Annotated in this window: 21 protein-coding genes; 8 read left to right on the top strand and 13 right to left on the bottom strand. The window is 70.8% G+C overall.

The annotated features are described in order from the left end of the window. Nucleotides 1-4 precede the first annotated feature (4 nt). From LIU39_RS07490 to LIU39_RS07475, 4 genes are all read right to left on the bottom strand, one after another. On the bottom strand, nucleotides 5-334 hold the full coding sequence (locus LIU39_RS07490) for a non-heme iron oxygenase ferredoxin subunit (RefSeq protein ID WP_227045780.1): 330 nt from the start codon (nucleotides 332-334) through the stop codon (nucleotides 5-7). After that, nucleotides 331-1,515 carry a Fe-S cluster assembly protein SufD gene (sufD, locus tag LIU39_RS07485; RefSeq protein ID WP_227045779.1) on the bottom strand — a complete coding sequence of 395 codons (1,185 nt, stop codon included), beginning with the start codon at nucleotides 1,513-1,515 and terminating at the stop codon, nucleotides 331-333. Before sufD ends, LIU39_RS07490 begins: the two co-directional genes overlap by 4 nt. An 86-nt stretch (nucleotides 1,516-1,601) precedes the next feature. Next, nucleotides 1,602-3,023 (bottom strand): Fe-S cluster assembly protein SufB, encoded by a 1,422-nt coding sequence (sufB, locus tag LIU39_RS07480; protein WP_129296988.1) that lies wholly within the window; start codon nucleotides 3,021-3,023, stop codon nucleotides 1,602-1,604. After that, a complete protein-coding gene (locus LIU39_RS07475) occupies nucleotides 3,020-3,853 on the bottom strand; it encodes a helix-turn-helix transcriptional regulator (protein ID WP_227045778.1) in 834 nt (277 codons plus the stop codon). The genes sufB and LIU39_RS07475 overlap by 4 nt, the downstream gene beginning before the upstream one ends. 269 nt (nucleotides 3,854-4,122) lie before the next feature. Here LIU39_RS07475 and LIU39_RS07470 point away from each other — a divergent pair, with 269 nt between their 5' ends. The 3 genes from LIU39_RS07470 (at nucleotide 4,123) to LIU39_RS07460 (ending at nucleotide 6,968) form a co-directional block, all read left to right on the top strand. Beyond that, nucleotides 4,123-5,094 (top strand): ABC transporter ATP-binding protein, encoded by a 972-nt coding sequence (locus tag LIU39_RS07470; protein WP_227045777.1) that lies wholly within the window; start codon nucleotides 4,123-4,125, stop codon nucleotides 5,092-5,094. Next, nucleotides 5,091-5,861, top strand: a complete 771-nt coding sequence (locus LIU39_RS07465) for an ABC transporter permease (protein WP_227045776.1) — start codon at nucleotides 5,091-5,093, stop codon at nucleotides 5,859-5,861. Before LIU39_RS07470 ends, LIU39_RS07465 begins: the two co-directional genes overlap by 4 nt. A gap of 108 nt (nucleotides 5,862-5,969) precedes the next feature. After that, nucleotides 5,970-6,968, top strand: a complete 999-nt coding sequence (locus LIU39_RS07460; protein ID WP_227045775.1) for a COX15/CtaA family protein — start codon at nucleotides 5,970-5,972, stop codon at nucleotides 6,966-6,968. Here LIU39_RS07460 and LIU39_RS07455 read toward each other — a convergent pair. From LIU39_RS07455 to LIU39_RS07445, 3 genes are all read right to left on the bottom strand, one after another. Further along, a complete protein-coding gene (locus LIU39_RS07455; RefSeq protein WP_227045774.1) occupies nucleotides 6,935-7,987 on the bottom strand; it encodes an amidohydrolase in 1,053 nt (350 codons plus the stop codon). The genes LIU39_RS07460 and LIU39_RS07455 overlap by 34 nt on opposite strands. Before the next feature lie 111 nt (nucleotides 7,988-8,098). After that, nucleotides 8,099-8,473, bottom strand: coding sequence for a hypothetical protein (locus LIU39_RS07450; RefSeq protein WP_227045773.1), 375 nt, complete (start codon nucleotides 8,471-8,473; stop codon nucleotides 8,099-8,101). Nucleotides 8,474-8,553: 80 nt separating this feature from the next. Beyond that, entirely contained in the window at nucleotides 8,554-9,510 is a 957-nt protein-coding gene (locus LIU39_RS07445; RefSeq protein WP_227045772.1) for a heme o synthase, read from the bottom strand. Nucleotides 9,511-9,941: 431 nt separating this feature from the next. On the opposite strand from LIU39_RS07445, the gene tkt reads away from it, so the two are divergent. Genes tkt through pgl form a run of 5 tightly spaced genes read left to right on the top strand, consistent with a single transcriptional unit; the run spans nucleotide 9,942 to nucleotide 16,528 of the window. Next, nucleotides 9,942-12,029 (top strand): transketolase, encoded by a 2,088-nt coding sequence (tkt, locus tag LIU39_RS07440; RefSeq protein WP_227045771.1) that lies wholly within the window; start codon nucleotides 9,942-9,944, stop codon nucleotides 12,027-12,029. A 34-nt stretch (nucleotides 12,030-12,063) separates the two neighbouring features. Next, nucleotides 12,064-13,182 carry a transaldolase gene (tal, locus tag LIU39_RS07435; protein WP_227045770.1) on the top strand — a complete coding sequence of 373 codons (1,119 nt, stop codon included), beginning with the start codon at nucleotides 12,064-12,066 and terminating at the stop codon, nucleotides 13,180-13,182. A gap of 6 nt (nucleotides 13,183-13,188) precedes the next feature. Further along, nucleotides 13,189-14,712: a glucose-6-phosphate dehydrogenase gene (gene zwf, locus LIU39_RS07430; protein WP_227045769.1), complete on the top strand. Its 1,524-nt coding sequence runs from the start codon at nucleotides 13,189-13,191 to the stop codon at nucleotides 14,710-14,712. Further along, a complete protein-coding gene (gene opcA, locus LIU39_RS07425) occupies nucleotides 14,709-15,749 on the top strand; it encodes a glucose-6-phosphate dehydrogenase assembly protein OpcA (RefSeq protein ID WP_227045768.1) in 1,041 nt (346 codons plus the stop codon). Before zwf ends, opcA begins: the two co-directional genes overlap by 4 nt. After that, a complete protein-coding gene (pgl, locus tag LIU39_RS07420; RefSeq protein WP_227045767.1) occupies nucleotides 15,746-16,528 on the top strand; it encodes a 6-phosphogluconolactonase in 783 nt (260 codons plus the stop codon). Before opcA ends, pgl begins: the two co-directional genes overlap by 4 nt. 84 nt (nucleotides 16,529-16,612) lie before the next feature. Here the strand turns inward: pgl and pgi are convergent, their stop codons facing one another. The 6 genes from pgi to LIU39_RS07390 all read right to left on the bottom strand — a co-directional run bounded on the left by pgi (nucleotide 16,613) and on the right by LIU39_RS07390 (nucleotide 22,692). Continuing rightward, entirely contained in the window at nucleotides 16,613-18,265 is a 1,653-nt protein-coding gene (gene pgi / locus LIU39_RS07415; protein WP_227045873.1) for a glucose-6-phosphate isomerase, read from the bottom strand. Nucleotides 18,266-18,322: 57 nt separating this feature from the next. Further along, complete coding sequence (locus tag LIU39_RS07410; RefSeq protein WP_227045766.1) at nucleotides 18,323-19,579, bottom strand: MFS transporter; 1,257 nt, start codon at nucleotides 19,577-19,579, stop codon at nucleotides 18,323-18,325. A 211-nt stretch (nucleotides 19,580-19,790) separates the two neighbouring features. Next, nucleotides 19,791-20,126, bottom strand: a complete 336-nt coding sequence (locus LIU39_RS07405) for an RNA polymerase-binding protein RbpA (RefSeq protein ID WP_006606296.1) — start codon at nucleotides 20,124-20,126, stop codon at nucleotides 19,791-19,793. A gap of 157 nt (nucleotides 20,127-20,283) precedes the next feature. Next, entirely contained in the window at nucleotides 20,284-20,520 is a 237-nt protein-coding gene (secG, locus tag LIU39_RS07400; protein ID WP_227045765.1) for a preprotein translocase subunit SecG, read from the bottom strand. 166 nt (nucleotides 20,521-20,686) lie between these two features. Then, the gene (gene tpiA / locus LIU39_RS07395) at nucleotides 20,687-21,442 is read right to left on the bottom strand and encodes a triose-phosphate isomerase (RefSeq protein ID WP_227045872.1); all 756 of its coding nucleotides are present in this window, start codon (nucleotides 21,440-21,442) and stop codon (nucleotides 20,687-20,689) included. Between the two features lie 38 nt (nucleotides 21,443-21,480). Next, complete coding sequence (locus tag LIU39_RS07390) at nucleotides 21,481-22,692, bottom strand: phosphoglycerate kinase (RefSeq protein WP_227045764.1); 1,212 nt, start codon at nucleotides 22,690-22,692, stop codon at nucleotides 21,481-21,483. Between the last annotated feature and the right edge of the window lie 17 nt (nucleotides 22,693-22,709).

Here is a 22,709-nt window from a genome sequence, read left to right as displayed (position 1 = left end):
GAACTCAGGACTCCTGGGTGACGGAGACGAGCACGGATGCGTCCGGGCCCTCTCCTTCGATCTTGACGGGGTAAACGGGGACGGGGCGGGTCGCGGGGAGACCGGACGGCTTGCCGGTGCGCAGGTCGAAGCTCGAACCGTGCAGCCAGCACTCGATCGAGCAGTCCTCGACCTCACCCTCCGACAGCGAGACGTTCGCGTGCGAGCAGATGTCGTTGATCGCGAACACCTCGCCCTCGGTACGGACGAGGGAGACCGGCGTGCCGTCGATTTCCACCCTCTTGGGGGTGTCCTCCTCCAGCTCGCTCAGCGCCGCCACGCGTACGTAACTCATGCCGCGGACGCTTCCAGCTCGGCCTCGATCTTGCTCATGAGGCGTTCTTCGACGTCCGGGAGGCCGATCTGCTGGACCAGCTCGGCGAAGAAGCCGCGGACGACCAGCCGGCGGGCCTCGTCGGCCGGGATGCCGCGGGCCATCAGGTAGAACAGCTGCTCGTCGTCGAAGCGGCCGGTCGCCGATGCGTGTCCTGCTCCGACGATCTCGCCGGTCTCGATCTCCAGGTTGGGGACCGAGTCGACCCGCGCGCCGTCGGTGAGGACGAGGTTGCGGTTGAGTTCGTAGGTGTCCGTGCCGGTCGCGGCGGCCTGGATCAGCACGTCGCCGATCCAGACGGCGTGCGCGTCCTGGCCCTGGAGCGCGCCCTTGTACGTGACGTGCGAGCGGCAGTTCGGCGCCTCGTGGTCGACCATGAGGCGGTGTTCCTGGTGCTGGCCCTGCTCCGTGAAGTACAGGCCGTACAGCTCGGCCTCGCCGCCGGGGCCCGCGTAGGTGATGCGCGGGTGCAGCCGGACGAGGTCGCCGCCGAAGGTGACCACCACGGACTTGAAGGTGGCGTCCCGGCCGACCAGCGCGTTGTGCTGGCCGACGTGCACCGCGGTGTCGTCCCAGTCCTGGACGGAGACGACGGTCAGCTTGGCGCCGTCGCCGATGAGGAAGTCGACGTTGGCGGCGAGCACGGCGTCGCCGGTGTGGTCGATGACGACGACCGCCTCGGCGAACGCGCCCACCTCGATGACCTGGTGGCCGAAAGCGGTGCCGCCGTCACCCTGGACGGCGATCCGGATCGGCTCGTCGAGCTGGGTGTCCTTGGGCACCGAGAGGACCGAAGCCTTCTCGAAGGAGCTGTACGCCTGGGCGGCGACACGGTCCACGGGCTTGCCGGCCTTGCCGACCCGGGGGTCGTCGCGGTCCACCAGCTCGTGGGTGACGCCCTCCGGCGCCGTGATGTTGATCCTCAGGTCCGCGCCGCCCGCGACGGCGCTGCCGTCGTGCAGGCCCTTCAGGCGTGCGAGGGGAGTGAAGCGCCACTCCTCCTCGCGGCCGTGCGGCACCGGGAAGTCGGCCACGTCGTAGGACGGCGGCGCGCTCATCCGGGTGGCAACGGTGGACTCCGCGGCCACCGCGATGGAACCGGTGGTCGTGGAACCCGCCGGGATGTTCTGAGCCTCAGCCATGGCTGTCGTCGTGCTCGCTTTCTGGTTGCGATACTCGGCCTTCCCGGAGGAAGGCCGCCGCGTCGGTCAGGGGTGTTCCGTGGCCGTCAGCCGACCGCGCCTTCCATCTGCAGCTCGATCAGCCGGTTGAGCTCCAGCGCGTACTCCATCGGCAGCTCACGGGCGATCGGCTCGACAAAGCCGCGCACGATCATCGCCATGGCCTCGAACTCCGTCAGGCCGCGGGCCATCAGGTAGAAGAGCTGGTCCTCGCTGACCTTGGAGACGGTCGCCTCGTGCCCCATGGAGACGTCGTCCTCGCGGACGTCGACGTAGGGGTAGGTGTCCGAGCGGGAGATGGTGTCCACCAGCAGGGCGTCGCACAGCACGTTGGACTTGGAGCCCGCCGCGCCCTCGCCGATCTCGACCAGGCCGCGGTAGGAGGTGCGGCCGCCGCCTCGCGCCACCGACTTGGAGACGATGTTGGAGGAGGTGTTCGGCGCCATGTGGACCATCTTGGATCCGGCGTCCTGGTGCTGCCCCTCGCCCGCGAAGGCGATGGACAGGGTCTCGCCCTTGGCGTGCTCACCCATGAGGTAGACCGCCGGGTACTTCATGGTCACCTTGGAGCCGAGGTTGCCGTCGACCCACTCCATGGTCGCGCCCTCGTAGGCGACGGCGCGCTTGGTGACCAGGTTGTAGACGTTGTTCGACCAGTTCTGGATGGTCGTGTAGCGGCAGCGGCCGCCCTTCTTCACGATGATCTCGACGACCGCGGAGTGCAGCGAGTCCGACTTGTAGATCGGCGCCGTGCAGCCCTCGACGTAGTGGACGTAGGCGTCCTCGTCCACGATGATCAGCGTCCGCTCGAACTGGCCCATGTTCTCGGTGTTGATCCGGAAGTAGGCCTGGAGCGGGATGTCGACGTGCACACCCTTGGGGACGTAGATGAACGAGCCGCCCGACCACACGGCGGTGTTCAGCGACGCGAACTTGTTGTCGCCGACCGGGATGACCGTGCCGAAGTACTCCTGGAACAGCTCCGGGTGCTCCTTGAGCGCGGTGTCGGTGTCCAGGAAGAGGACGCCCTGCTCCTCCAGGTCCTCACGGATCTGGTGGTAGACGACCTCGGACTCGTACTGCGCGGCGACACCGGCGACCAGGCGCTGCTTCTCCGCCTCCGGGATGCCCAGCTTGTCGTAGGTGTTCTTGATGTCCTCGGGCAGGTCCTCCCAGGAGGCGGCCTGCTGCTCGGTGGAGCGGACGAAGTACTTGATGTTGTCGAAGTCGATGCCCGACAGGTCCGAGCCCCAGTTCGGCATGGGCTTCTTGTCGAACAGCTTCAGGCCCTTGAGCCGGAGCTTGAGCATCCACTCCGGCTCGTTCTTCTTCGCCGAGATGTCGCGGACGACGGCCTCGGAAAGCCCTCGCTTGGCGGAGGCGCCGGCCACGTCGGAGTCGGCCCAGCCGTATTCGTACTTGCCCAGGCCCTCGAGCTCGGGGTGAGCAGTCTCCGTGGGGAGCGTCATGCGGGGTTCCTCCCGGCCGTGCTTGCAGATGCTGTGGTGGTCTTGGTGCTGTGAGCGGTCTTGCCGGCCTTCGGAATGAAGGTCGTGCACACCCCGTCGCCGTGGGCGATCGTGGCGAGACGCTGTACGTGGGTTCCCAGCAGACGGGAGAAGACCTCTGTCTCCGCCTCGCACAGCTGCGGGAACTGCTCGGCGACGTGGGCGACCGGGCAGTGGTGCTGGCAGAGCTGTTCACCGAGCTGGGAATTGGGCGCGCCGCGCGCCGTAGCAGCGTACCCGTCCGCGGTCAATGCCTCGGCAAGGGCCCGGGTGCGGGCCCCGGGCTCGGCGGACTCCACCGCGCGGCGGTAGCCCTCGGCCTGGGCGGCCAGACGGGCACGGGCGAACGCGGCAACCGCCGCCTCCCCCAGCTCGCCACCGCCGGCGGTCTGCGCGATCCAGCGCAGCGCGTCGGAGGCCAGCTCGTCATAGGACTGGTCGAAGGCGTCCCTGCCGCAGTCGGTGAGCGCGAACGCCTTGGCCGGGCGGCCACGGCCGCGGGTTCCGTAGACCCGCTTCTCGCGGGGCTCGACGACCCCGTCGGCGGCCAGCGCATCCAGGTGCCTGCGCACCGCCGCCTGCGTCAGTTCCAGGCGGAGGGCCAGCTCGGCGGCGGTGGACGGGCCGTGGTCGAGGATGGAGCGGGCGACCCTGTTGCGGGTGCCCTGCTGCTCGTCCTGCGGGGAGCTCGCGCCGACGGCGCCCTGGGCGGGCTGCTCGGGCGCGACGGCAGTCGACCCGGCGGTCTCGTCGACCACGGGCCCCTTCCGGTCCTCGCTCGCGTATTTCACAACGCCATTGTTGCGTAATTCGTCAAGCCGATACAACCCTCGTCCGGATCACGGACTGGTGGTCTCGATCACTTAGGGTCACCTAATTCAGCCCTCCTCCAGGCCGCCGGAAGCCCGTGAGGAAGGGCCTCCGACGCCGGCACCCCACCTCTGGCGCACCGGCCCGGAACTCACCACCGGACACACCGCCATCCGGGCCGCTCCCGAGCCGTGCGCACGGCCCAAACCCGGATTCCGCCGCCCCGCGTCCGCTCCGTAGACTGCCCGGCATGCCCAGCACCTCCCCGGGGGCCGCCCCCCGGTCCCCCGGCCGAGAGCCTGCCGTCGAGGTCACCGGCCTGGTCAAGCGGTACGGGACCAAACCGGTCAAGACCGCGGTGGACGGGCTCGACCTCACCGTCGCGCGCTCCACCGTGACCGCCGTACTCGGCCCCAACGGCGCCGGCAAGACCACCACCATCGAGACCTGCGAGGGCTACCGCCGCCCGGACGCCGGCACCGTACGCGTCCTGGGCCTCGACCCGGTCGCCGACGCCGCCCGGCTGCGCCCGCGGATCGGCGTGATGCTGCAGTCCGGAGGGATCTACGCCGGGGCCCGCGCCGACGAGATGCTCCGGCACACCGCCACCCTGCACGCCCACCCCGTCGACGTGGACCTCCTCATCGAGCGGCTGGGCCTTGGCAGTTGCGGACGCACGTCCTACCGGAGGCTGTCCGGCGGGCAGCAGCAGCGGCTCGCCCTGGCAATGGCCGTCGTCGGCCGCCCCGAACTGGTCTTCCTGGACGAGCCGACCGCCGGCCTCGACCCACAGGCCCGCCACGCAACCTGGGATCTCGTGCGCGAACTGCGCGCGGACGGCGTCGGGGTCGTGCTGACCACCCACTTCATGGACGAGGCCGAGCAGCTGGCCGACGACGTCGCGATCATCGACGGCGGCCGGGTCATCGCCCAGGGCAGCCCGGAGGCGCTGTGCCGCGGCGGCGCGGAGAACACCCTGCGCTTCACCGGGCGGCCGGGCCTCGACCTCGCCTCGCTGCTCAAGGCGCTGCCCGCGGGCAGCGCCGCATCCGAACCGGCCTCCGGCAGCTATCGCGTCGACGGCACGATCGACCCCCAGCTGCTCGCGACCGTCGCCTCCTGGTGCGCCCAGAACGGCGTCCTCCCCGACGCCATAGCCGTCGAACGCCACACCCTGGAAGACGTCTTCTTGGAACTCACCGGCAAGGAGCTGCGGGCATGACCGCGACCGGCACGTTCACCCCGCGGCCCGGGGCCGCCCCGCTGCCCCGGATGATCCGGGCGCAGGCGGCGCTGGAGACCAGGATGCTGCTGCGCAACGGCGAACAGCTGCTGCTGACGGTCGTCATCCCGACGCTGCTGCTGGTGCTGTTCTCCGCCGTCGACATCATCGACACCGGCGTTGGCCGGTCCGTCGACTTCCTGGCGCCGGGCGTCCTGGCGCTCGCGGTGATGTCGACCGCCTTCACCGGCCAGGCCATCGCCACCGGCTTCGAGCGGCGCTACGGCGTCCTCAAGCGGCTCGCCGTCTCGCCGCTGCCGCGCTGGGGCCTGATGGCGGCCAAGACCTGCGCCGTGCTGGTCACCGAGGTGCTGCAGATCGTGCTGCTGTGCGCGGTCGCCTTCGCGCTCGGCTGGGCCCCGCACGGCAACCCGTCGGCCGTGGTGCTGCTGCTGATCCTGGGCACTGCCGCGTTCTCCGGCCTGGGCCTGCTGATGGCCGGGACGCTGAAGGCGGAGGCCACCCTGGCCGCGGCCAACCTGGTCTTCCTGCTGCTCCTGGTGGGCGGCGGCGTGATCGTTCCGCTGGAGAAGTTCCCGGAGGCCGCGCAGTCGGTCCTGGGCCTGCTGCCGATCTCGGCGCTCTCCGACGGGCTGCGCGACGTCCTCCAGCACGGCGCCGGCATCCCCTGGTCCGACCTCGGCATCCTGGCCGTGTGGGCGGTGCTGGGACTGGGCGCGGCGGCCCGGTTCTTCCGCTGGGAGTAGCCCGGCGGCCCGGCGACGGGGCCGTGCGGCCGGTCGGCCCCGGGCGGTTGTGTCGCGGTACGCCCCCCTCGTGAAAGTTTGCACAAAGGGCCCCCTACGATGTCTCCCGTGCCGAACACGCTGAACCCCCTTGAGCTGATCGCCCGCCGCTGGCAGCCGTCCGCGCGCTTCGTGCGGCGGGCCGCGCTCGCCACCGTCGTGATGGCCGTCGTCATCGTCGTCGCCGGCGGCGCCGTGCGGCTGAGCCAGTCCGGCCTCGGCTGCTCCACCTGGCCGCGGTGCACCCCGGACAGCCTCACGCCGACCGCGGCGATGGGCATCAACGGGAAGATCGAATTCGCCAACCGCCTGCTCACGTACGTGCTGTGCGCGTTCATCGGCCTGTTCATCGTCGCGGCCCGCGCCCGCACGCCGCGGCGCCGCTCGCTGACCAGGCTCGGCTGGGCCCAGTTCTGGGGCGTCATGGGCAACGCCGTCGTCGGCGGCATCACCGTCCTGACCGGCCTGAACCCCTACATCGTCAGCGCGCACTTCCTGCTGGCCGCCGGCCTGCTCACGATCGCCGTGGTGTCCTGGCGACGCGCCTGCGAGGGCGACGACGCGCCGCGCGACGTGGTCGCCCGGCCGGTGCGCCAGCTGGCCTGGCTGCTGCTGGCCGCGACCGGCGTGCTGATCCTCATCGGGACGGTCGTCACCGGCACAGGACCGCACGCGGGCGACGCCGAGAAGGTCCACCGCATCCCGCTGAACTGGCAGGAGGTGACCCAGCTGCACGTCGACTTCGTGTACATCGTCTGCGGCCTGACCGTCGCCCTCTGGTTCACCCTGCGCGCCGTCAAGGCACCGGCCGCCTCCCGCCGCGCCGTACTGGAACTGTTCGGCTGCCTCCTCCTCCAGGGCGCCATCGGCTACGTCCAGTACTTCCTGGGCCTGCCGGAGATCGTCATCGGCCTGCACATGCTGGGCTCGGCCCTGGTCTGGATCGCCGTCCTCCGGGTGGTGCTCGCGCTGCGGGACCGCGGGCCGCTGGCGGACGCGCCCGCCCCCGCCGGGGAGCACGAGTCCCTGCCGGCTCAGTCCGCGGGCGCCCCGGCCGGCAGCCTGTAGACCCTGCGCGCCGTCCCGGAACCGACCAGTGCGACGATCCGCCGTGCCTCGGACTCCGGGCACATCCCCTCCTGGACCCACTCCCGCGTGAGCCGCTCCATGGCCCGCACGAACAGGCGCGCCCCGGTCACGTACAGCTCCGGCAGCCCGTGTGCCCCCGAGGAGAACAGCAGCTTGCCGAACGGCGCCAGCCGCAGCGTCTCCTCGGGGCAGGGGCCCGCGTCCGCGTAGACGTGCGCGTGCACCGCGGCGAGCTGCGCCGCGCGGCGGTGGTGAAGCGCCGCGGGCAGCAGCACCAGATCGGCCCCGAGGCCGGTCGTGGCCCGCAGAAAACCTTCCAGCGCCCCGGGGTCGGGGCCGTGCAGCTGCACCGGACGCCCCGTCGCCACCGCGCTCCACAGAAGATGCCGGACGAGCGCGGGCCCGGTGAGCCGGTCGCCCGGCCGGCGCCCGCGCAGCCAGCGGTCCGCCGCCCGCCGCACCTCACCGGCCTCCGGCGCGCGCCCGTCGCAGTGGGCAGCGCCCGAGGCGAAGGCGGTGGCGTGCTGGGCGGCGGCGTACACGGCCTCGGCGGTGTAGCCGATGAAGGCGTCGACGCTCCCCGAGGTGTCGGCGACCTGCTCGGCGAGCGCTTCGAGCCGTACGACCTCGTGGGCGCGGCCCCCGGCGGCGTCGGCCAGCTCCGCGGCCGAGGTCAGCTCGCTGCGGGCGCCCGTGGCCACCAGGAACGTCCCGATGCCGGCGCCGCGCAGCAGCCGGCGGCCGGCCTCGTACGCGCCGATCTCGCGCCTGCGGGCCATATCGCGGGCCGGGGTGCAGTGCGGCTCCAGGCCGAGCAGTGGCGGGCACCAGCGGCGCAGCGCCAGGCCGGTCCAGCTGTCGAAGTGGCTGGTGCCCGCGGGGGCCGGGCCGTGCGCGCCGGATGCCGCGGCAAGCTGCGCCTCGAAGGAGCCCAGGCCCAGTTCGCCGTGGACCGCGCCGTGGCTGTACTGATCGATGAGCGGCGGGATGGTGTCCATCCGCTTCTCCTGCCCCGGAACCACCGGGCGTGACACGGCCCGCACCCGGTGGACTCAACGGAAGGCGGCCGGGAACCGGCGCGCCCCGGAGCGGGGGCGCCGGCGCCGGGCTCAGTCGTTGGCCGGGCCGCCCACCTGGATACCCGCCATCCGGGACCACTCGTAGCGGCCGGTGCGCACCTTGGCCGCGAGGTCTCCGTCGAAATCGTCCTGGAGCGCGAGGCCCGCCTGGGCGGCGGCGTCCTTGGCCGAGTCGAAGGAGTCGGCGACGAGATTGCCCCACTCGCCGTTGGCCCCCACGAGGGCGACGCGGATGCGGCCGCGGCCGATGTGCGCGAGCTGGCCCTCGGCGCTGCCGCCGTGCGTGGCCGCGAAGGCCCGGATCTCCTTGGCGAGCCTGGCCGTGTGCCGGGCGGCCCGCTTGTCCGCCGAGCCGGCCCGCGTCTCGGCCGCCGGCTGCTCATCCGCCTGCTTGGTGTCTGCCATACAGGGATGCTACCCGCCGGTACGCCCATGTGTACGGGTGATCCCGCCCACTGGCAGAGGAGGGACGAGGACCGGAGGTGTCAGCGCAGGAAGGGGTCCACCGCGACCGCGACGAACAGCAGCGACACATAGGTGATGGACCAGTGGAACAGCCGCATCTCCTTGAGCTTCGGCCCCGTGATGCCGGCCTTGGCGCGGGACTGCAGCCCGTGCGCCTCCTTGAGCCAGAAGGCACCGCAGAGCGCAGCGACGGCGGTGTAGAACCAGCCGGTGTAGCCCAGTGGCTGGAGCAGCAGCGAGACGGCGACCATCACCCAGCTGTAGGCGACGATCTGGCGTGCGACGACCTTGTTGCCCGCGACGGCCGGCAGCATCGGCACGCCGACCCGCGCGTAGTCCTCCTTGACCTTCATCGACAGCGGCCAGTAATGCGGCGGCGTCCAGAAGAAGATGACGAGGAAGAGGACGAACGAGGCCCAGGAGACGGAGTTGGTCACCGATGACCAGCCGATGAAGACCGGCATGCAGCCCGCGATACCGCCCCAGACGATGTTCTGCGTGGTACGCCGCTTGAGGATCATCGTGTAGACGACGACGTAGAAAAGCAGCGCGCCGAGCGAGAGCATCGCCGACAGCGGATTGACCAGGAACCAGAACCAGGCGGTGGAGCCCACCGCGAGGGCGGTCGCGAAGACCAGGCATTCCCGCGGCGAGACCATGCCGGTGACCAGCGGGCGCTGCGCGGTGCGGTCCATCAGCGCGTCGATGTCGCGGTCGAACCACATGTTGTAGGCCGCGGCGCCGCCGGCGGAGAGATAACCGCCGATACAGGTCTCCAGCACCAGCCAGAGGTCCGGAACCCCCTTGGCGGCCAGGAACATCACCGGCACCGTGGTCATCAGCAGCAACTCGATGACCCGCGGCTTCGTCAGCGATACGAACGCCTTGACGCGGGCCCCGAGCGGCCGGTGACCGGGATTCGGACTCCCGGGGCTCTGAGAGAGCGCCCCCGCAGGACGGGATTCGACGGCCGTCACGCACACCCCTGGAAGTAACATCTGCGGCTTCTGCCGCGGAGATAAGGCCAGCAAGCACATCCGGCCGACGGCCGTGAAGCTTGCGCGTACCACGCCACTTTAGACGTTGGCCATAGCGCGATCTTCGTGGGGGTCGGCTCGTGTTGACCCTCCGGCCCCCACGCGCACGGGCCGCTCTTTCCCACACCGTTCGCACGCCGTTCAAGAGGCGAAGGCACACCATGCCCGGCAGTCTGGTGGCGTGGGTGCGCCCGGCAGGAGCGGGAATGCCGGAGATGCCGTTTCGGTTGCCCGAAGCGACGAGTCCCCGCGGGGTTACGCCATCGACTCCGAGTCGAAAAGACGCACGCACCAGCGGGGGTAGGCTCGACACCGCCTGGCGGACATACCGTCCGCGGCATTCGACATGTGGAGAGGAGCCCTGACTCAGGGTGAGCACCAAGCCGACCACCACAGATTTCGAGTGGACCGAACTGGATCAGCGGGCCGTGGATACCGTCCGTGTCCTGGCCATGGATTCCGTGCAGAAGGTCGGTAACGGCCATCCGGGTACGGCCATGAGCCTGGCTCCGGCCGCCTATCTTCTCTTCCAGAAGCTGATGCGCCACGACCCGGCCGACGCGGAGTGGACCGGCCGCGACCGGTTCGTGCTCTCCGCCGGACACTCCAGCCTGACCCTCTACATCCAGCTCTTCCTGGCCGGCTACGGCCTCCAGCTGGACGACCTCAAGGCGTTCCGCACCTGGGGCTCCAAGACCCCCGGGCACCCGGAGTACGGCCACACCACCGGCGTGGAGACCACCACGGGGCCGCTGGGCCAGGGTGTCGCCAACGCCGTGGGCATGGCCATGGCCGCCCGCTACGAGCGCGGCCTGTTCGACCCCGAGGCCGCGGCGGGCACCTCCCCGTTCGACCACACCATCTGGGTCATCGCCGGTGACGGCTGCCTCCAGGAGGGCATCTCCGCCGAGGCGTCGTCGCTCGCGGGCCACCAGAAGCTCGGCAACCTCGTCCTGCTGTGGGACGACAACCACATCTCGATCGAGGGCGACACCGAGACCGCGGTCTCCGAGGACACCCTCAAGCGCTACGAGGCGTACGGCTGGCACGTCCAGCGCGTCGAGCAGCTGCCCAACGGCGACCTGGACCCGGCGGGTCTCGCCAGGGCCCTGGAGGCCGCCAAGGCCGAGACCGGGCGCCCGTCGTTCATCGCGGCCCGCTCGATCATCGCCTGGCCGGCCCCGACCGCCCAGAACACCGAGGCCGCACACGGCTCGGCGCTGGGTGCCGACGAGGTCGCCGCCACCAAGCGCGTGCTGGGCTTCGACCCCGAGCAGAACTTCGAGGTCTCCCCCGAGGTTCTCGCGCACACCCGTGAGGCGCTCGACCGCGGCCGGGAGGCCAAGGCCGGGTGGGAGAAGTCGTTCGCCGCCTGGCGGACCGCCAACCCCGAGCGCGCCGCCTCGTTCGACCGCATCGCCGCGGGCGAGCTGCCGGACGGCTGGGAGGACCACCTCCCGGCGTTCGAGACCGGCAAGGCCGTCGCCACCCGCGCCGCTTCCGGCAAGGTGCTGGCCGCGCTGGGCGGGGTCATCCCCGAGCTGTGGGGCGGCTCAGCCGACCTCGCGGGCTCGAACAACACCACGATCGACAAGACGTCGTCGTTCCTCCCCGAGGGCAACCCGCTGCCCGGCGCCGACCCGTACGGCCGCACGATCCACTTCGGCATCCGCGAGCACTCCATGGCCGCGGAGATGAACGGCATCGCGCTGCACGGCAACACCCGCATCTACGGCGGCACCTTCCTGGTGTTCTCCGACTACATGCGCAACGCCGTCCGGCTGTCCGCGCTGATGCACCTGCCGGTGACGTACGTGTGGACGCACGACTCCATCGGCCTGGGCGAGGACGGCCCGACCCACCAGCCGGTCGAGCACCTGGCCTCGCTGCGCGCCATCCCGGGCCTCAACGTCGTGCGCCCGGCCGACGCCAACGAGACCGCCATCGCGTGGCGCGAGATCCTCAAGCGCTACACCAAGGAATTCGGCGTGGGCGCCCCGCACGGCCTCGCGCTGACCCGTCAGGGCGTTCCGACGTACGCGGCGAACGAGGACGCGGCCAAGGGCGGCTACGTGCTGTTCGAGGCCGAGGGCGGCGTGCCGGAGGTCGTGCTGATCGGCACCGGTTCCGAGGTGCAGCTCGCCGTCGAGGCGCGTGAGCAGCTGCAGGCCGCAGGCGTCCCGACCCGCGTCGTGTCGATGCCCTGCGTCGAGTGGTTCGACGCGCAGGACCAGGACTACCGCGACAGCGTGCTTCCCCCGTCCGTCAAGGCCCGTGTCGCCGTCGAAGCCGGCATCGGCCTGACCTGGCACCGCTTCGTCGGCGACGCCGGGCGCATCGTGTCCCTGGAGCACTTCGGTGCCTCGGCCGATGCGAAGGTCCTCTTCCGCGAGTTCGGCTTCACCGCCGACGCGGTCACGGCCGCCGCCCGGGAATCGCTCGAAGCCGCCGCGCGCTGACGCCCGTATACGACTAGTAGGAGATGCAATCCCCATGACAGACGCACTCAAGCGCCTCTCCGACGAAGGCGTCGCGATCTGGCTGGACGACCTGTCGCGCCAGCGCATCACGTCCGGCAACCTCGCCGAGCTGATCGACCAGCAGCACGTCGTCGGTGTCACCACCAACCCGTCGATCTTCCAGAAGGCCATCTCGGACGGCCACGGCTACGACCAGCAGGTCTCCGACCTGGCGGCGCGCAAGGTCACCGTCGAGGAAGCCATCCGCATGATCACGACGGCGGACGTCCGCGACGCCGCCGACATCCTGCGGCCGGTCTTCGACGCCACCGGCGGCCAGGACGGCCGGGTCTCCATCGAGGTCGACCCGCGGCTCGCGCACCACACCACGCCGACGATCGCCGAGGCCAAGCAGCTGGCGTGGCTGGTCGACCGCCCCAACACCCTGATCAAGATCCCGGCGACCAAGGCGGGCCTGCCGGCGATCACCGAGGTCATCGGCAAGGGCATCAGCGTCAACGTCACGCTGATCTTCTCGCTGGAGCGCTACCGCGAGGTCATGGACGCCTACCTCGCGGGCCTGGAGAAGGCCAAGGCCGCAGGGCTGGACCTGGCCAAGATCCACTCGGTCGCCTCGTTCTTCGTGTCCCGGGTGGACGCCGAGATCGACAAGCGCCTGGAGAAGCTGGGCACGGACGAGGCCAAGGCGCTCAAGGGCAAGGCCGCACTGGCCAACGCCCGCCTCGCCTACCAGGCGTACGAGGAGGTCTTCTCCTCCGAGCGCTGGGCGGCCCTCGACAAGGCCCGGGCCAACAAGCAGCGTCCGCTGTGGGCCTCGACCGGCGTCAAGGACCCGGCGTACAAGGACACCCTGTACGTCGACGAGCTGGTCGCCCCGGGCACCGTCAACACCATGCCGGAGGCGACCCTGGTGGCCACCGGCGACCACGGCCGGATCACCGGCGACACCGTGCACGGCACGTACGAGCAGGCTCAGGCCGACCTCGACGCGATCGGCGCACTCGGGATCTCGTACGACGACGTCGTGCAGCTCCTGGAGGACGAGGGCGTGGAGAAGTTCGAGGCGTCCTGGAACGACCTGCTCAAGTCCACCGAGGCGGAGCTCAAGCGCCTCGCCCCGTCGGAGGGCTGACCCACTGTGTCCAGCAGCAATCCGCTGCGTGACGCCCAGGACCGGCGGCTCCCGCGTATCGCGGGGCCGTCCGGCCTGGTCATCTTCGGCGTCACGGGCGATTTGTCACGTAAAAAGCTGATGCCCGCGGTCTATGACCTCGCCAACCGGGGGCTGCTGCCGCCGGGCTTCTCGCTCATCGGGTTCGCCCGCCGCGAGTGGCAGGACGAGGACTTCGCGCAGGTGGTGCACGACGCGGTCAAACAGCACGCGCGCACCCCCTTCCGCGAGGAGGTCTGGCAGCAGCTCATCCAGGGCATGCGTTTCGTCCAGGGAGACTTCGACGACGACGAAGCCTTCGAGACGCTCAAGGACACCATCCAGGAACTGGACAAGGCCCAGGGCACCGGCGGCAACTTCGCCTTCTACCTGTCCGTACCGCCCAAGTTCTTCCCCAAGGTCGTCCAGCAGCTCAAGAAGCACGGGCTGGCCGACCAGAAGGAGGACTCCTGGCGGCGCGCGGTCATCGAGAAGCCCTTCGGCCACGACCTGGAGAGCGCACAGGAGCTCAACAAGGTCGTCCACGAGGTCTTCCCGCCGGAAGAGGTCTTCCGGATCGACCACTACCTGGGCAAGGAGACGGTCCAGAACATCCTGGCGCTGCGCTTCGCCAACACGATGTTCGAGCCGATCTGGAACCGCTCGTACGTCGACCACGTGCAGATCACGATGGCCGAGGACATCGGCATCGGCGGCCGGGCCGGCTACTACGACGGCATCGGCGCGGCGCGCGACGTCATCCAGAACCACCTCCTCCAGCTGCTCGCACTGACCGCCATGGAGGAGCCCGCCTCCTTCGAGGCGGACGCGCTGGTCGCGGAGAAGACCAAGGTGCTGGGCGCGGTCCGGCTGCCCAAGGACCTCGGCAAGGAGACCGTCCGCGCGCAGTACGCGGCGGGCTGGCAGGGCGGCGAGAAGGCCGTCGGCTACCTCCAGGAAGACGGCATCGACCCCAAGTCGAAGACCGACACCTACGCCGCGATCAAGCTGTCGATCGACAACCGCCGCTGGGCCGGTGTCCCGTTCTATCTGCGGACGGGCAAGCGCCTGGGCCGCCGGGTCACCGAGATCGCGGTGGTCTTCCAGCGCGCCCCGCACTCCCCCTTCGACCACACCGCCACGGAAGAGCTGGGGCAGAACGCCCTGGTCATCCGGGTGCAGCCGGACGAGGGCGTGACGGTCCGCTTCGGCTCGAAGGTGCCCGGCACCTCCATGGAGGTACGGGACGTCTCGATGGACTTCGCGTACGGCGAATCCTTCACGGAGTCCAGCCCCGAGGCGTACGAGCGGCTGATCCTGGACGTCCTGCTGGGCGACGCCAACCTCTTCCCGCGACTGGAAGAGGTCGAGCGGTCCTGGCGGATCCTCGACCCGATCGAGGAGTACTGGGAGCGCAACGGCAAGCCGGCGCAGTACCCGGCCGGCACCTGGGGCCCCACCGAGGCGGACGAAATGCTCGCACGAGACGGACGGAGCTGGCGTCGCCCATGAAGATCGATCTGACGGAAACCACAGCCAGCAAGATCAACAAGGCGCTGGTCCAAGGCCGTCGCGCCGTCGGCACCCCCGCCGTCGGCATGGTGCTCACCCTCGTCATCGTCACCGACGAGGAGAACGCCTACGACGCCCTCAAGGCGGCCAACGACGCGTCCCGCGAGCACCCCTCGCGGACCCTCGTGGTCATCAAGCGGGTCAGCCGGACACCGCGCGACCGCGCCAAGGCCCGGCTGGACGCCGAGGTGCGGGTCGGCGCGGACGCGGTCACCGGCGAGACGGTCGTGCTGCGGCTGTACGGCGAGGCGATCGACCACGCCCAGTCCGTGGTGCTGCCGCTGCTGCTGCCGGACGCCCCCGTGGTGGTCTGGTGGGCCGTGAACGCGCCGCTCGACCCGGCCAAGGACCCGCTCGGCTCGCTGGCCCAGCGCCGGGTCACCGACGCCTACTCCGCCGAGCAGCCCATCCGGGAGTTGACCGCCCGCGCCGAGACCTACACCCCCGGCGACACGGACCTGTCCTGGACCCGCATCACACCGTGGCGCTCCATGGTCGCGGCCGCGCTCGACCAGGTGCCGTGCAAGGTCACATCGGCCGAGGTCGAGGGCGAGGAGTTCAACCCCAGCTGCGAGCTGCTCGGCATGTGGCTCGCCAGTCGGCTGAACGTCCCGGTCACCCGCACCGTGTCGGCGGGCCCCGGCCTGACCGCGGTACGGCTGGAAACCAGCTGCGGCCCGATCGTGCTGGACCGCCCGGACGGCTCGCTGGCCACCCTGTCGATGCGCGGCCAGCCCGACCGCGCGGTGGCGCTCAAGCGGCGGGAGACCGCCGAACTGCTCGCCGAGGAACTGCGCAGGCTCGACCCGGACGACACCTTCGCGGCCGCGCTCAAGTACGGCGTGGACCGGCTCGGCGACGCGGGCCCGAAGGCGGACGCCGAGGCCGGCTCCGCGCCGGGCGACGACGCCGGGAGTGCTCCGGCGAAGCCCGCGCCGGCCAAGAAGGCGCCCGCCAAGAAGGCAGCCGCCAAGTGAGCGCTCCACAGGTCGTCGTCCACCGCGACAAGGAGCTGATGGCCCAGGCCGCGGCGGCCCGGCTGATCACGAAGATCGTGGACGCCCAGGCCGCCCGCGGCTCCGCCTCCGTCGTGCTGACCGGCGGGCGCAACGGCAACGGGCTGCTCGCGGCCCTCGCCGAGGCCCCCGCCCGGGACGCGGTGGACTGGGCACGGCTCGACCTGTGGTGGGGCGACGAACGGTTCCTCCCGGACGGCGACCCGGAGCGCAACCACACCCAGGCCCGTGAAGTCCTCCTGGACAGCGTCCCGTTGGACCCCGCGCGGGTGCACGTCATGGCCCCGGCCGCCGGCCCGTACGGCAATGACGCCGACGCCGCGGCCGAGGCGTACGCCGCCGAACTGGCCGCGGCCGCAGGCCCGGAGGACCACGGTCCGGTGCCGACGTTCGACGTCCTGCTGCTGGGAGTCGGCCCGGACACCCACGTCGCCTCGCTCTTCCCCGAGCTGCCGGGCGTACGCGAGAGCGAGCGGACGGTGGTCGGTGTGCACGGCGCGCCCAAGCCGCCGCCCACCCGCATCTCGCTGACCCTGCCCGCGATCCGCGCGGCACGGGAGGTCTGGCTGCTCGCGGCGGGCGAGGACAAAGCGCAGGCGGCGGCCATCGCACTGTCCGGCGCCGGGGAGATCCAGGCCCCGGCTGCGGGCGCCAGGGGCCGCAGCCGCACACTGTGGCTGCTGGACGAGGCGGCCGCTTCGCAGCTGCCGCGCGGCCTGTATCCGCCGGCGTCCGCCTGACCTGCCGGTTCCACGCCGAAGGGCCCCCGCACGGTACTGCCCGTGCGGGGGCCCTTCGGCGTGGCGGCACAGCCGGCCGGCGGCTCAGCGGCCGCGCAACTCGCGGTACTTGGCGACCAGGGCGGCCGTCGAAGCGTCCAGGCCCGGCACGTCTGCGCCGTCCACCAGCGCCGGCTCGACGCGCTTGGCGAGGACCTTGCCCAGCTCCACGCCCCACTGGTCGAAGGAGTCGATGTTCCAGACGGCTCCCTGGACGAACACCTTGTGCTCGTAGAGGGCGATCAACTGGCCCAGGACGGACGGGGTCAGCTCATCGGCCAGGATCGTGGTCGTGGGGTGGTTGCCGCGGAACGTCTTGTGCGGCACCAGTTCCTCGGCCACGCCCTCGGCACGCACCTCGTCGGGCGTCTTGCCGAAGGCCAGCGCCTGGCCCTGCGCGAAGAGGTTGGCCATCAGCAGGTCGTGCTGGGCAACCAGGCCCGGCGCCAGATCGCCGACCGGCCTGGCGAAGCCGATGAAGTCGGCCGGGATCATCTTCGTGCCCTGGTGGAGCAGCTGGTAGTAGGCGTGCTGGCCGTTCGTGCCCGGCGTGCCCCACACCACGGGCCCGGTCTGCCAGTGCACCGGATTGCCGTCGCGGTCCACGGACTTGCCGTTGGACTCCATGTCCAGCTGCTGGAGGTAGGCGGTGAACTTGGAGAGGTAATGGCTGTACGGCAGCACGGCGTGCGACTGCGCGCCGAAGAAATTGCCGTACCAGATGCCGAGCAGACCCAGCAGCAGCGGCACGTTCTCCTCGGCGGGTGCCGTGCGGAAGTGCTCGTCGACGAGATGGAAGCCGGCCAGCATCTCGCGGAAGTGCTCCGGGCCGATCGCGATCATCAGCGACAGGCCGATCGCCGAGTCGTACGAGTAGCGGCCGCCGACCCAGTCCCAGAACTCGAACATGTTGGTGGTGTCGATGCCGAACTCCGACACCTTCTCGGCGTTGGTCGACAGCGCCACGAAGTGCTTGGCGACCGCGTCGTCACCGGCATTCAGGCCGGTCAGCAGCCAGTTGCGGGCCGAGGTCGCGTTGGTGATCGTCTCGATGGTGGTGAAGGTCTTCGAGGCGACGATGAAGAGCGTCTCGGCGGGATCCAGGTCGCGCACGGCCTCATGCAGGTCGGCGCCGTCGACGTTGGAGACGAAGCGGAACTGCATGTCCCGGTGGCTGTAGGCGCGCAGCGCCTCGTACGCCATCGCCGGGCCCAGATCCGAGCCGCCGATACCGATGTTGACGACGGTCTTGATGCGCCGCCCGGTGTGGCCCTTCCAGTCGCCGGACCGCACCCGGTCGGCGAAGGTCGCCATCTTCGTCAGGACGGCGTGCACACCGGGTACGACGTTCTCGCCGTCGGTGGTGACGACCGCCGAGCCGGGGGCGCGCAGCGCGGTGTGCAGCACCGCGCGGTCCTCGGTGATGTTGATCTTCTTACCGTGGAACATCGCGTCCCGCAGGGCGGCCACACCGGTCGACGCGGCCAGCTCGCGCAACAGCAGCAGCGTCTCGTCGGTCACCAGGTGCTTGGAGTAGTCCACATGCAGATCGCCCACCTGGAGCGTGTGGCGCGCGGCGCGCTGCGGATCCTCGGCGAACAGGTCGCGCAGCTGCACCTCCCCCAGCTGCTCGCGGTGCTTGCTCAGCGCATTCCACTCAGGCATCTGGTCGAGCCTGCTGCGGCCTTCTGCGTTCATCTCGGACATCAGCCTTCTTCGTCTCGTACCGGCCCCGCCACCCTCCAACCTAATTGATCAGCGCGCGATATGAGGTGTCTGTCCGCTGTCGGCCGACGGAAGGACGGGTATCAGGACGAGCACGCCGGCACCCAGCAGCACGGCGGCCAGCAGCGCCGGACTGTTGAGCCCCCAGGTCTCCGCCGGCACCCCGCCGAGCACCGCGCCCAGCGGGGTGCCGGCCAGGGAAACCGTGCGGAAGGCGGCGCTGATCCTGCCGAGCATCCCGTCGGGGCTGCGCTGCTGGACGATCGTGGTCTCCAGGACGTTCCACACCATCCCGGCGAAGCCGAACAGGCCGAGCAGGACGGCCGCCGCCCACAGGGACCGCACCGTGCCGAAGAGCGCCAGCGTCACGGCCTGGAGGAGGCCGGCGACGAGCAGCGTACGGGCCGCGCCACCCGCGGCCGCCACGACCCGTCCGGCGAGCAGCCCGCCCAGCACCATCCCCGCGCCGTACCCCGTCGTCACGCACACGTAGCCGACGTCCCCCGCCCCCAGCCAGCCCCTGACCAGGACGACGAGGGTGGCGATCAGCGCGCCGATGCCGACGTTGGCCAGCACCACCGAGAAGCACACCGCGCGCAGCACCGCGTCACGCCACAACACCCGTATGCCGTCGGCCGTTTCGCGCAGCAGCGCGGGTCCGGCGGTGGCTGGCTCCCGGCGCACCGCAGTGGTCCGCAGCGAGGCGACGAGGGCGGCGGCGACGAGGTAGGTGACGGCGTCGGCGAGGAACGGGACGGCGGCCCCCAGGGCGATCAGGGCCGGTGCCACCGGCCCGCCCACGAACCGGCGCACCAGTTCCTGACCGGTCATCAGCCGGGCGTTGGCCGCTGTGAGCGCTTCCCTGGGCACCACGGACGGCAGCAGCGCGGTGGCCGCGTTGTCGAACAGCGTCTCCAGCGTCGTGAGCGCGAAGGCGAGCGCGAGCAGCAGCCCGATCGAGGCCAGGCCGCACGCCACGGCGAGGGCGAAGCCCGCCATCAGCAGCCCGCGCACCACATCCACCGCCCACATCGCCCGCCGCTGGTCCACACGGTCGGCGAGCGCCCCGCCCAGCAGACCGAAGAACAGCCAGGGCAGGAAACCGCAGACGGTGACGAGCGAGATGAGCACGGGTGAATCGGTCAGGGCATACGCCAGCAGCGGCAGCGCGGTGCCGCGCAGCGCGTCACCGAAGCGGGAGACCGCCGCCGCGCTCCACAGCCTGCCGAACCCGCCGCGCCACGCAAGGACGACACCTCCCGGCGCCCCCGCCCCCACATCCGCCATACCGTCCCCGTCCCGGCTCCCCCACCGCTACGCACACGATAGGCGGGGGCACTGACAACGGGCTCGGGCCAACTCCCGGGCCACTGCCGCAGGTTACGGACAGGCTGTCGACCGGGGCGGTCCGAGCGGGACTTGAGCGGGACACACGAACGGCCCGGTCCGGAGGGGCAGTTCCCTCCGAACCGGGCCGTGAGTCGTTTCTGCTCGCCCGTCAGATCTCGCCGCGGAGCTTGGCGAGCGCCTCCGCGAGAATCGCCTCACCGTCGGCGTCGCTCCGGCGCTCCCGGACGTACGCGAGGTGCGTCTTGTACGGCTCGGTGCGCGGCGGGTCGGGCGGGCTGTCCCGGTCCTTGCCTGCCGGGAAGCCGCAGCGCGGGCAGTCCCAGGTGTCCGGAACCTGCGCATCACCGGCGAAGCTGGGCTGTGTCTCGTGCCCGTTGGAGCACCAGAAGGAGATGCGGGTACGCGGCGCGGACTCGCCGCGCTCGGCCTCCCCCATCGGCCCCGCCCCGACCCGACTTCCTCGGATCGCGTTGCCACTTGCCACGGTCGTAACTCCCTGCGTCATGGTGCTGCAAAGCATCTCACTGCCGCTGCGCTGCGGGCGCTCCAGTCTATGTAAGGCCCAACGCGCGTCCAGTGACAGGAGTTACACCCCGCCCGAGGACGCCGCCCTCATGATAGGCCGCGCCTCCGACGGTATGTCAGCTACCGAGCTTCATCAGGACACCGAGGGCGACGATGCAGGCGAACCAGAGGAGACCGATCACGATGGTGATGCGGTCGAGATTCCGCTCGGCGACGGAGGAGCCACCGACGGACGACTGCATGCCGCCACCGAACATGTCGGACAGGCCGCCACCCTTCCCCTTGTGCATGAGCACCAGCATCATCAGCAGCAGGCTGAAGACGATGAGGGCGATCGAGAACCCGATGACCACGGCTGGACCAACTCTCTAGGACTGACGGACGGTATCGATGGTGCTGACGCCTGCCGGCGACAGTCGCGACGCCGCACGACGGCGAAATCGTGCGGGGCCGGGCGGCGCGTGCGCGCCTGACCCGGCCCCGACAGGGTACGACGGGCCGGGCCCGTCGTCATAGCTGCTACTGGTCGCGGAAGCGGACGATCTTCACGAACTCGTCCGCATCCAGCGCCGCGCCGCCGATCAGCGCGCCGTCGACGTCGGGCTGCGCCATGATCGCCGCGACGTTGCCGGACTTGACCGAGCCGCCGTACTGGATGCGGACCTTGTCGGCCAGCTCCTGGCTGTACAGCTCGGCGAGGCGGCCGCGGATCGCACCGCAGACCTCCTGCGCGTCCTCGGGGGTGGCGACCTCGCCGGTGCCGATGGCCCACACCGGCTCGTACGCGATCACGATGGACTCGGCCTGCTCGGCCGGGACGCCGTCGAGGGCTCCGTCGATCTGCGCGAGGGTGTGCGCGACCTGGTTGCCGGCCTTGCGGACGTCCAGGCCCTCGCCGACGCAGAGGATCGGGGTGAGGCCGTGCTTGTAGGCCGCCTTGACCTTGGCGTTGCAGACCTCTTCGTTCTCGCCGTGGTACTGGCGGCGCTCGCTGTGGCCGATGGCCACGTAGGTGCACTTGAGCTTCGACAGCATCGCGCCGGAGATCTCACCGGTGTAGGCACCGGAGTCCTGCGCCGAGAGGTCCTGGGCGCCGTACTTGATCTTCAGCTTGTCGCCGTCGACCAGCGTCTGCACGGACCGCAGGTCGGTGAACGGCGGCAGCACCGCGACCTCCACCGCCTCGTAGTCCTTGTCGGCGAGCGCGAAGGCGAGCTTCTGGACGTGCGCGATGGCCTCAAGGTGGTTGAGGTTCATCTTCCAGTTGCCCGCCATCAGCGGGGTGCGGCCCTCGTTAAGAGCAGTCACGTTGTTCAGTCCTCCAGTGCGGCGAGGCCGGGGAGCGTCTTGCCTTCGAGGTATTCGAGGCTGGCGCCACCGCCGGTCGAAATGTGGCCAAAAGCGTTCTCGTCGAAGCCGAGCTGCCGGACCGCGGCGGCGCTGTCACCGCCACCGACGACGGTGAAGGCGGACGAGTCCAGCAGCGCCTGCGCGACGGCCTGGGTGCCCTGCGCGTAATCGGGGTGCTCGAAGACGCCCATCGGGCCGTTCCAGAAGACGGTGGCCGCGTCGGCGAGCTTCGTCGCGTACAGCTTGCGGGTCTCCGGGCCGATGTCCAGGCCCTCCTGGTCGGCCGGAATGGCGTCCGCGGCGACCGTGGTGGGGTGCGCCGGAGCCTTGGTCTTCAGGTCGGGGAAGTCCGCGGAGACCAGCACGTCGACGGGAAGGACGAACTCCACGCCCTTCTCCTTGGCGCGCTCCAGGTACTCCAGAACGGCCGGAATCTGGTCCTCCTGGAGCAGCGAGATGCCGACCTCGTGGCCCTGGGCCTTGAGGAAGGTGTACGCCATGCCGCCGCCGATGAGGATGCGGTCGGCCTTCTCCAGCAGGTGGTCGATCACGCCGAGCTTGTCGGAGACCTTCGCTCCGCCGAGCACGACGGCGTAGGGGCGCTTGACGTCCTCGGTGAGCTTCTTCAGGACGCCGACCTCGGTGGCGATCAGGCCGCCCGCGGCGTGCGGGAGCCGCGCCGGGAGGTCGTAGACGGAGGCGTGCGTGCGGTGCACGGCACCGAAACCGTCGCCGACGTACAGGTCCGCCAGCTCGGCGAGCCGGTCCGCGAAGGCGCCGCGCTCGGCGTCGTCCTTACTGGTCTCACCGGCGTTGAAGCGCAGGTTCTCCAGGACGGCCACCTCGCCGTCGCCCAGGCCGCCGACGACGGCCTTCGCCGCGTCGCCGACCGTGTCGGTGGCGAAGGCGACCTCGCGCCCGAGCAGCTCGCCCAGGCGGGCGGCGGCGGGGGCGAGCGAGAAGGCCGGGTCCGGGGCGCCCTTGGGGCGACCCAGGTGCGAGGCGACGATGACCTTGGCGCCGTTCTGGGCGAGCTTGGCGATCGTCGGCTGGACGGCGCGGATCCGGCCGTCGTCGGTGATGGTCGTGCCGTCGAACGGCACGTTCAGGTCGGCGCGGACGAATACCCGCTTGCCCTCGACCCCGTCGGCGATGAGTTCGTCGATCGTCTTCATGACTAGTTGACTCCGTT

Origin of the sequence: Streptomyces pinistramenti, from assembly GCF_020564935.1 — a bacterium.
GTDB classification, from domain to species: domain Bacteria; phylum Actinomycetota; class Actinomycetes; order Streptomycetales; family Streptomycetaceae; genus Streptomyces; species Streptomyces pinistramenti.
This window is presented reverse-complemented; position numbering and strand designations above follow the sequence as displayed.